Genomic DNA, 5,696 nt, shown 5'->3' on the forward strand with positions numbered 1-5,696 from the left:
GGGCGCCACCCATCACCATCGAATTCACACCATCCAGAAGCCAGCCTTCGCCGGTGCGCTGCGCTGTTATCTTCGGGCGCGGTATCCGGCCATCGCCGGCGCCCTCACCGCAAGCCAGCGCGCAGCGGGTCTGTCCGCTGGCCAGCGCCGCCAACAGTGCGTTGCGTACCGGGCCATGCGGCGTGGCGAGCAGCGCCTGCGTGGCGAGCACCGCGCTCCACGGCAGCGGTTCGAGAACCAGCGCTTCGCCAAGCGCTTCCATGATCGGCAGCAGGTCTGCCATGGTGTTGCCCAGGCCTCCGGCTGCCTCCGGAATGGCCAGGCCGGTCAGGCCAAGCTCGGCCAGGCCGGTCCACGCAGCTTCATCGAAGCCTCCATGCGTGCCGATGATCTTCTGCCTGCGCGCGAAGTTGTAATGCTTGTCCAGCCAGCGGCGCACGGTATCGACCATCATGGCCTGCTGTTCGCCCAGGTGATCGGCGCGCGCGCAGTCGATCTCGGTCTGTCCGGAAAAGATCGCCTTGGCGATGATCTGGCGCTGTATCTCGGAGGAGCCGCCGGCCAGTGAGCTGCCGCGGTAACGCCACATGTGCAGGGCCAGGTTCCCGGCATGCCCGGCATGTCCGGTCGGCCCCTCGCCTGGCCTGCCCTCGACGGCTTCCGGGTTGAACACCAGGGATGCGGTGCCATGGGCATCCATGCTGAACAGGTGCAGGTCCTGCAGCAACTCGATGCCTTCGAGTTTCAGCAGCGAAGCCTCCAGTTGGGGACTACCGCCCTGCGCCGCCTGCCGCACGGCAGGCCACCAGGCGGCTTCGAGCGCGCGCGTGCGAATGTCCAGGGCGGCGTGCCGGCGCTTGAGCAGGGCGTGCTCCATGCGCAGCGCCGGATCGCCGCCGCCGTGCTGCTGCGCGACCAGCCCTGCGGCGCGCGCGAGTTCTGCCTTGCATTCGGCCAGCCGTGMCACGAACAGGCGCTCGATGACCAGCAGCCCCTTGGCGATGGCCCAGCCGGCGTTCTCCGCTCCGACCAGGTTTGCGGCCGGAACCCGCACATCGTCAAAGAACATCTGGACGTGAAAGTGCGAGCCATTGATATAGCGAATGGGACGTACCGTCACGCCGGGCGAGCACAGATCGATCAGCAGCACCGAAATCCCGTCCTGCTTGCGTTCTGCGGTGGCGTCCGTGCGTGCCAGCACCAGAGCCCAGTTGGCCCAATGCCCGAGGCTTTGCCAGATCTTGGTGCCATTGATGACCCACATATCGCCATCGCGGCGAGCCACGGTGCGCAGCGATGCCAGGTCCGAGCCGGCGTCGGGCTCGGAGTACCCCTGCGCCCAGAAGTCGTCGAAGGTGAGCATGCCGGGCAAGAAGCGCCGGCATTGTTCAGGCGTGCCATGGCGGATCAGCGTAGGGCCGATCGTGTCGATACCCAGGTTCTCCACATAGGGCGCGTCGCTTGCAGCGAGTTCTTCCCGGAAAATGGCCTGTTCCACCAGCGACCAGCCCGGGCCGCCGTGCTCGCGTGGCCAACCGGGCGCAGCCCAGCCGCGCGCATGCAGGATGCGGTGCCAGATGGTGGCCTGCTCGCGCGTGACGAGGCAGTGCGCGCGCGTGGCGGCGCGGATGTCGGGCGGAACCGCCTCCTGCAGGAAGTCGCGGATCTGCTTGCGAAATGCCTTCAGGCAAGTGCCGGGCGTGCCGGTGTCCGGGGAGTCTGGCATGACCATTCCTTCTATGAAAACGTGATTTGACTGGTGTGCCGCACGGGATGATCCAGTGCCTGGTCCAGCCTGTGGATGGGGGAACGGGCGACGTTGGCAGCGCAGGGTATCGAGCCATTCGGCCACCGGCCGGGTCCGGACGTGCGCCGGGAGGAGACCGAGCGTTTCGGAAACACTCGCCACGCAGGCGGCGATCGTGGCGAAATCCGGCGCATCGGCCATCTCTTGCCGATCGGCCGCCAGACGGATGCGTCTTTGCTGCGTATCGTTGTCTATGCCGATCGGCGCGGGCCCGTCAGGGGCCTCGAACACCTCGTCGTAGCCGGGCTTTGCGCCAAGCAGGCCGGTGCGCCTGTCAGAAAAGTACAGCGGCTCAGTCCCATTGTGTCTCCGCGCGATAGCTTTGTCGGGATCCGCCGACTTTTGCGGCAGTGGCCCCACTATTGCCCTGGCCCCGCTAAATGTCCAAGATCGTTTTTTGATGCCGGATATAGAATCTGGATATACCCCGCCGTATTGGCCGGCGCCGTGCCGGCGTCTTGCCGGGCACGTGCTGCTGCGCGAAGGGCCGGACCTCGGTAGAATCGCTCACGGCGTCGCACGCAAGGTGCGCAGCCTTGCCCCATACCGGTGCAGTATCCGGAGCGCCACGCGGCGCAGCTGGCATGTCCGTACGGACCCAAGGAAAACAACAACATGAGCGACGAGAGCCTGACCCCCCCACCCGAGGCCGAGAGCAAGCCTGTTCTCGACTACCCCTGCGGAGAAGCGCCGGCGCCCGGCAGCGCGGTTGAGGTCGTGCCTGGCGTGCTGTGGATCCGCATGCCAATGCCGTTTGCGCTGAGCCATATCAACCTGTGGGCGGTGCGTGACGGCAAGGGTTGGGCAGGGGTTGACGCCGGTCTGCAAACCAGCGAAACCGCCGCCGCCTGGCGCGATCTTTTCGCGCAGGGTGGGGCGCTCGCGGACGGGCTCACCCGGCTCTTCGTGACCCACATGCATCCCGACCACATCGGCATGGCCGGCTGGCTGACCCGCAAGTTCGCCTGCCGCCTGTGGATGACCCGGCTGGAGTACCTGAACTGCCGCGTGCTCGCGGCGGACACCGGGCGCGAGGCGCCGGAAGACGGCGTGCGCTTTTATCGCCGCGCAGGCTGGGACGACAATGCCATCGAGGCCTACCGCGTGCGCTTTGGCGGTTTCGGCAAGTACGTCCATGCCTTGCCCGACAGCTACCGGCGCTTGCGCGACGGCGAGAACCTGACGATCGGCGAGCACCGGTGGCGGGTCGTGGTTGGCAACGGCCACTCGCCCGAACACGCCTGCCTCTATAGCGAGGCGTTGAAGATCCTGATCAGCGGCGACCAGATCCTGCCGCGCATCTCTTCCAATGTGTCGGTCTTCCCGACCGAGCCCGATGCCGATCCGATGGGCGACTGGCTGGCCTCGCTCGCCAAGCTGCGCCGGGAAGTCCCGGACGACGTACTGGTGCTGCCGGCGCACAACGAGCCCTTCCGTGGCCTGCACGCGCGCATCGATTATCTGGAGCGCAGCCAGCACCACGCGCTGGACCGCCTGCGCGCCGCGCTGGCCGAGCCCAGGCGGGCGGTGGATGTCTTCGGCGAGCTATTCTCCCGCCCCATCGGCGCCGAGCCCGGGCTGCTCGGCATGGCAACCGGCGAGAGCATTGCCCACCTGAACTATCTCGTGCATCGGGAAGAGGCCGTGATGGAGGTGGGCCCCGACGGCATCGCGCGCTACCGCAAGGCCTGAGCGCCGGGAGCATAGGGCGGGGTGGGGCGGGGGAGGGCGATCAGATCCAGACGTCGTTGACCGCCGTCCGCTCGCCACCCTCGCCGCCGGTATTCAGTACGCCCCGGGGCTCGATCAACAGCAGCTTCACTTCCGTCTCGGCAAAAGGCTTGTGCTCCACGCCCTTGGGCACCACGAACATCTCGCCCGCCGATAGCTGCACGTGCCCGTCGCGAAAATCGATGCGCAGCGCGCCCTCCAGCACGATGAACGCTTCATCGGTCTCGGCATGGTGGTGCCAGAGAAAATCGCCTTCGATCTTGACCAGCTTGAACTGGTAGTCGTTCATCTCGGCGATGACTTTGGGCGTCCAGCGCTCATGGATCAAGCCGAGCTTCTGCGCGAAGTTCAGGCTTTTGTATTTACCGGGCTCTTTGTGTGGGGCGCTTGCCAGATCGTGTTGCATGGCGTGTATCTCCTTGCTTTGTCATGAACGCATACGTTAGCAAGGCTCGCGGGTGAAATCTTGTACGATCGTGCAAGCTGTCAGCCGGCGCCCTCAGCGCAGTCTTTGCTGCATCTTTACCCAGCGTGCCGGCGACATGCCATAGGCCTTGCCGAAGTGACGCGTCATGTGGCTCTGATCGGTGAAGCCGGCGGCCAGCGCGGCATCGGCCAGCGACTGGCCCCGCATCAGCAGCGAGCGCACCAGGTCAAGCCGGCGCATGGTCAGGTAGCGGTAAGGGCTGGTGCCGAACAGCAAGCGGAAGTCGCGCGACAGGCTCCAGCGATCGCGCCCGCTGCACGCTTCCAGCTCACTCAAGGTGACCGTGCGCTGCAGCGCGCCGTGAATGAATCCCCGCGCCATCTCTGCGGCCCGGTAGTCATAGCCCTGGTGCCTGGCGCGAGCGCCAGCCGCGGCGCACAAGGCATGCGCGAGATCGAACAGCGCATCGTCCTCCTCCAGCGGATCGAGCGGGCTCTCCATGCTCTGCAGCAAGACGCCGGTCGCTTCACGCAGCCGCGCATCCGAGGACAGGCCGTTCTTGATAAAGGGCAGCGGCTTGCCGCCCAGCACCTGCTGGATCAACGCTGGCTCGATATACAACATCCGATACTGGAAGCCAGCTTCGGTGCCGGCCTCGCCGTCGTGGACTTCATCGGGATGCAGCACAATGGTCCCGCCAGGCAAGCTGTTGCACTCCGCGCCACGATATTTGAAGCGCTGCACGCCCGACAGCGTCCGCCCGATGGCATAGGTATCGTGGCGATGCGGATCGTAGCCATGCCCGGAAAAGAACGCTTCGATACGTTCCATGCGGCCCGCTTGCGGCGCGCGCAGGACCCAGTCCTTTGGCGTGTCTTTCAACGGCATGATCACCAGACCGGCACCTTCGGCAGGTGCCAGTCATGTTGCACGGCAAGCAGCCGCAGCGCAAAGCAGCTGGCGCCGCCGGCCAGCGCGGCGACGGTCGGCGGCAGGCGCAGGGCCCGGGCACTGACCAATACCGCGGATCCCAGCCAGGCTGCCGTGGCGTAGATGTCGGCGGTCAGCACGGTCGGCACCTGCGCCAGCAGCATGTCGCGCACCACGCCGCCGCCCACGCCGGTGAGTGTTCCCATCAGCGTGGCAACAAGCGGGCGCACGCCGTAGTTCGTCGCCTTTTGCACGCCCGCCACGGCAAACAGTGYCAGGCCCGCCGCATCCAGCGCGATGATCAGTGGGCCGGTAAACCCCTGCGCCGCCGAGTGGAATACGAACGCCGCGGTACCGGCAAGACAGGCAAGGGCGGGATAGCGCCAGTCCCGGATCGCATTGGGCGGGGCCGCGCCGATCAGCAGGTCGCGGATGATGCCGCCGCCCACCGCGGTGACCAGCGAGACCACCAGCACGCCGAGAAAGTCCAGCCCATGCCGCATGGCGACGATGGCGCCCTCCACGGCAAACACGGTGGTGCCGGCAAGATCGGCTGCCAGCACGACGACTTCGGCTCTTGTTCTCATTGGGCTGATGAATTGGGCTCGGGGCGGGGCAACTGTAAGAGGATACTGGCCTCCGGGCAGTGGCGCCATAGACACCTGCAGGTGGTACGCACCGCGCGTGCACCGACGGCGCATTGCCATCGCCCCGCTAGCGTCGATCGCGGCCAACCGCCTGCCACGCCAGCGCGCCAGCGCGCAAGCGCAAGCTGGCGAAGGCACGCGGGTTGGCCATGCG

5 protein-coding genes are annotated in these 5,696 nt (G+C 66.5%); 1 reads left to right on the forward strand and 4 read right to left on the reverse strand.

Going from position 1 to position 5,696, the window contains the following annotated elements:
- Positions 1-1,726: acyl-CoA dehydrogenase family protein (locus AC1DS3_RS34325; RefSeq protein WP_477128930.1), on the reverse strand; the 1,726-nt coding region annotated here is incomplete at its 3' end.
- 696 nt (positions 1,727-2,422) lie between these two features.
- Between AC1DS3_RS34325 and AC1DS3_RS34330 the strand changes: the two genes are divergently transcribed.
- Positions 2,423-3,499, forward strand: a complete 1,077-nt coding sequence (locus AC1DS3_RS34330; RefSeq protein WP_441634634.1) for an MBL fold metallo-hydrolase — start codon at positions 2,423-2,425, stop codon at positions 3,497-3,499.
- A gap of 40 nt (positions 3,500-3,539) precedes the next feature.
- Here AC1DS3_RS34330 and AC1DS3_RS34335 read toward each other — a convergent pair whose 3' ends face one another.
- From AC1DS3_RS34335 to AC1DS3_RS34345, 3 genes are all read right to left on the reverse strand, one after another.
- Positions 3,540-3,944 (reverse strand): cupin domain-containing protein, encoded by a 405-nt coding sequence (locus AC1DS3_RS34335; RefSeq protein ID WP_441634636.1) that lies wholly within the window; start codon positions 3,942-3,944, stop codon positions 3,540-3,542.
- A 93-nt stretch (positions 3,945-4,037) separates the two neighbouring features.
- A complete protein-coding gene (locus tag AC1DS3_RS34340) occupies positions 4,038-4,853 on the reverse strand; it encodes an AraC family transcriptional regulator (RefSeq protein WP_441634638.1) in 816 nt (271 codons plus the stop codon).
- A 2-nt stretch (positions 4,854-4,855) separates the two neighbouring features.
- Positions 4,856-5,482: a trimeric intracellular cation channel family protein gene (locus tag AC1DS3_RS34345; RefSeq protein WP_477128931.1), complete on the reverse strand. Its 627-nt coding sequence runs from the start codon at positions 5,480-5,482 to the stop codon at positions 4,856-4,858.
- Positions 5,483-5,696 lie beyond the last annotated feature (214 nt).

This window comes from Cupriavidus sp. 01L46 (genome assembly GCF_056399905.1).